We start from the raw sequence: 4,179 nt of genomic DNA, 5'->3' as shown, positions 1-4,179 counted from the left end.
GCAGTCAGTTTCGTTGGAATCCGTTGCCGCGGCTGGCGTTTCGCCCGCACCAAAGCAACGGGATTCTAACCGGTTCGCTCGTGTCTACGAAAACCCTTTCTTGCTGCGGTTTGTAGGCAAATTCCAGCGCTGAAAAAACCCGCAACCAGTTGACTGAATTCCTCGCCTTCGCATATCGTGAGAAAATGTTTCGGTGTGGGGTTGTAGTTCATCGCAACGCCCTATGCTAGACAGATGTTGCACTTCAGATTTGAGGCCGCCACATATAACCTATGCGAACGCTTGCCGTTCGACCAACTTGACGACACCTGAAAAACAGATGTCAATGCATGGGTTCTTGCCCGGCGGCGATCAGTGCTGCGATTGCTCATCAATTGCGCTGAAACCCGCCTTGTCCGCGAGGCGAAGCAACTCTACGAGCGAGCGGGCTCTCATTTTTTGCATGACGCGCCTACGATGGATTTTGATCGTCGTTTCGGCGGCGCCCAATTCGCTTGCGACCTGCTTGTTGCTCCTACCGGTTAACACGAGCGCCATCACCTGACGCTCGCGGGGACTCAACTGATTTATACGGCCGACGATTTCGGTTTTCTCACAGCGCACCTTAAACGCCCGTGTTGCGTGTTGTAGCGCCTGGTCAACCGCAGACAACAACTGCGCGTCGAGCACCGGCTTGGTAAAGAAGTCAACGGCACCTGCTTTCATCGCTTCGACACCTGATTCGATGTCACCATGCCCGGTCACGAAGATTATTGGAATGCCCGCAGGTTCCAGTTCGCGCTGCAGTTCGAGACCTGTCATCCCAGGCATCTGGAGATCAAGCACCAGACACGCGGGGGACCTCTGAAGATCCACGCGATTGAGGAAATCCTTCGCACAAGCGAAAGTGAGGACATTGTATCCGGCCGAGCGAAACAACCGGGTGAACGCAGTACGCACTCGATCGTCATCGTCAACGACAAAGACGAGATTAGCGGTCGCACTCACCATTGCGTGATTGCCCATTCCGTTTGCATGGCACCTCGAATCGAACGTCGGATACCGGAACTGCCTACTTCGTCGTCTATGAGGCGGTACTTCGTATCCGTTAGTCTTTCAAAAATGAACCGCCCCGGATTTGGTGGAGGCTCCCACTCTTGAGAGAATGGAGCTATGAGCCAGGTACTCAGTTCGTCTGGGACTGCATTTCTCCCATTCCATTCTGTCGCCGTCCGTGGCCGCCAGACGGCCTTCCACACTCATTTTTTTTCGGCTCCGATGCCCCACGCGTCAACTGCGGGTGGCTCCTTCAGGTGAAACTGATCGGGTGGCAGGACGCCGTCGGGGGACGCCAGGCGTGTTCTGTGCAAAGGCGACGGAGACCCTTGCGACCAGCCCTGCAACGCAGGCGGAAAGGAAGAAGTTCATGATAGTCGGCGCGGCGGAGCGACCGCGCGAGTGGCGCGCAATACAACAGAGATTAGTGCATGGGCAGCTGACAAAATAGTGCATCCACGTCGACGGTCGTTACCGATTTTTACGGGGCGTCACGCCGAATTCCTTTGAGGTCGGCGGCCCTTTCCCTCATACGCCTTTCGCTGGCTCGTAACACATCTATGGAGAGCCAGCCTTGTCATTTGCCGGCGCGGGTTGCCCGGAGCCGTTAATTGCGGCCAGCAGGATGTAGTCGCGCCATGGATCAGGCATTGCTCCAATGGGTATGCTCGCGGTTCAGCTCGTCGATGACCTTGTACGCGGCGGCATCGGAAGCGTGCCTGACGACGAAGGTCTGCGGGTCCGGCATTGGCTGCGGTTGAGAGAAAACCGGCGCGTCTAGAACACACCCGTTGTCGTTACGGCTCTTGGCAGATCGAACGGCGCTGCGCTTTCCTGCCATTGTGCGTTTCTCCAGAAGGAGAGTCACGGCAGGCTAGCACAGGGTCCAAACAATGTTGGATTCGAATGATTTGTTACTGACTACAAGCTTTTTAGAAGATGCATGGTGATGAAACTGAAAGCGCAATGCCATCCGCATTCTCATCGTGCAGTCTTACCGCGACCGCTGCTGTAATCCGGCAACGACGCCTGAACCCGGTTACTCGCTTCCTTGTAAACAACGGTAAGGACACTTCAGACAATCATCGTGAAGCAAACGGAATTTTCTATGACCTTCCTGCGTTTTGCTCTCTGTCACCACCGTGTCGGAGGGCATATGTCTTACCAAGAGGTCAATAGAGGCTTACAGATAAATGATCATGCAGATCTGGCAGAAGCTAGGCGGCGCTTGCTGGACCACACTATTTACAGAAAAGTCGCAAACGTCGCAAGCCTGCGGTCGTTTATGAGAGCACATGTCTTTGCCGTATGGGATTTCATGTCGCTAGCCAAGCGACTTCAACGCGAGCTGACCTGCGTATCGTTACCCTGGATGCCCTCAAAGGACCGAGAAGGTGCGCGCCTGATAAATGAGATTACTCTCGCCGAAGAAAGTGACATCGGCCCCGATCGATCCCCGATAAGCCATCTTGAACTGTATGTTGGCGCTATGAAAGAAGTGGGTGCCGACACGAAGCAATTCGAGACATTCTGCGGGCTAATACTTCAGGGCCTCTCACCGACCCACGCTTTGAGCGAGTGTGCTGTTCCTGAACACGTTCAGGCTTTCGTCCTGACCTCCTTGCGTGTTGCGCTGACAGGAAGTCTGGAAGAGGTAATGGCGTATTTCTTCTTCGGACGAGAAGATGTCATTCCGGGAATGTTCGAGCGGCTGCAAGCCGCCCTAGGCGGAGAAACTGAGATAGCCTACTTCAGGCATTACCTCAACCGGCATATCGAACTGGATGGCGGAGAGCATGGACCTGCAGCCCTGAACATCCTGCTGAAGCAGGTGGGAAATGATCGAGTCCTTCAAGAGCAAGCAATCAAGTATGCGGTATCGGCTATCGAAGCTCGCATTAGACTGTTCTCGGGTATAGAACGCTCGTTGCCCCTGTACTGAAAGTAACCTGGTTTCTGTCAACGCCAAAGATCTGTGATCAACGTATTGGAATAAACCAGGACCCACCATCGTTATGGACAGTAACGTGACGGCGCGACGACATATGGCGCCGCCCGTAGGGCCCGCACTGCGGGCGCTTTTTTAACCGGGTTCCGAAGCGGGTCCTGACGCGTGACGTAAGTTGCTCCCGCCTCGATGCCCCGAGTGCCAACAGGAGATTGCAGATGGGGAAGTTTCGAATTTATTCGGCGGTTCTGATGGGTGTTTCGCTTGCGCTGTCGGTGCTGGTGACTGGATGCGCATCGCCAGGAGATATGAGTGATTCGGGTAGCAGCAATATGGGCAGTAGCATGAGTAGCAGCATGGGCACTAGCGCGGGCGGCTATTGAGCGAGCGAAGGTAGCTTTTTCGTCCCGGGTGAATATCGAAACTGAACCGATCAAAGCGAGGTGTTGCTGATTGTACGCGCCGAGGAGCTGACTTATCAGCGAGCTTCCATGCTTACCTGAAGTGCCCATAGGCGCGGTGATGTCGCGCCTATGGGCTCGGCGCCACTTGACCAAGAATGCTTACTAATTGAGTGGCCTGAGAGTGGTCGCCATCGCGACAGTATTTTGACGGCTCGGAGCCACACGACTCGCACTATCCTGCCGATATCCAGGCTGCCGATGCACATCTCCATGAGTTCTGCTGGGCCGATCCCTCATATGGAGGTGTTCCAAGCAACGGCTCATATTTGACGGGCAGCACCGCTACTCCTGTGCGCGGCCGCTCGCTTTATTCCGGCATTGAACGGTCAATGTGCTCCCTTAGGTAGACGTACGGATCTGTAGGCCTGAAAGGTAGTGGTGGAGGTTATGTGAGTGACATGGTGAAAGCGTTTAGCAGGGACTCGGCACGCAGTTCTCATTTTCCCGACGACACCGCGCTTAAGAATATCCTCGCCGAGCGCATTGACGTGTGGCAGCAGGGCGTTGGTATCGTACTTGGCATCATCGAAGGGACCCGGCGGCGCATAATCAGTCACGGCCGCTTCGGGCACGACGATCCCCGCAAGCCAGACGGTGATACCTTGTTTGAACGGGTGTGGTGCAAATAGCGCGATCAACGAAGCGGTTAGAGTGTCGATCTGATCGATTCGAGGGGCCGCGATGAGCAAGCTTAAGGGTCTGGACGGGCTATTCGCCGGCCGTCACTTTGAC

4 protein-coding genes are annotated in these 4,179 nt (G+C 55.1%); 2 read left to right on the top strand and 2 right to left on the bottom strand.

Annotated features, from left to right (window positions below):
- Positions 1-351 precede the first annotated feature (351 nt).
- Entirely contained in the window at positions 352-1,005 is a 654-nt protein-coding gene (locus P0D89_RS51275; protein WP_408370488.1) for a response regulator transcription factor, read from the bottom strand.
- A 673-nt stretch (positions 1,006-1,678) separates the two neighbouring features.
- Complete coding sequence (locus tag P0D89_RS51270) at positions 1,679-1,876, bottom strand: hypothetical protein (protein WP_408370490.1); 198 nt, start codon at positions 1,874-1,876, stop codon at positions 1,679-1,681.
- Positions 1,877-2,143: 267 nt separating this feature from the next.
- Here P0D89_RS51270 and P0D89_RS51265 point away from each other — a divergent pair, with 267 nt between their 5' ends.
- Both P0D89_RS51265 and P0D89_RS51260 read left to right on the top strand, forming a co-directional pair.
- The gene (locus tag P0D89_RS51265) at positions 2,144-2,977 is read left to right on the top strand and encodes a DUF3050 domain-containing protein (protein ID WP_408379363.1); all 834 of its coding nucleotides are present in this window, start codon (positions 2,144-2,146) and stop codon (positions 2,975-2,977) included.
- Positions 2,978-3,836: 859 nt separating this feature from the next.
- A complete protein-coding gene (locus P0D89_RS51260) occupies positions 3,837-4,076 on the top strand; it encodes a hypothetical protein (RefSeq protein ID WP_408370494.1) in 240 nt (79 codons plus the stop codon).
- The last annotated feature ends 103 nt before the right edge of the window (positions 4,077-4,179 follow it).

It is taken from the genome of Paraburkholderia sp. RL18-085-BIA-A (genome assembly GCF_046027075.1).
Classification (GTDB): domain Bacteria; phylum Pseudomonadota; class Gammaproteobacteria; order Burkholderiales; family Burkholderiaceae; genus Paraburkholderia.
Note: the sequence above shows the minus strand (reverse complement) of the source record. Positions and strands in the feature narration are given on the sequence as shown.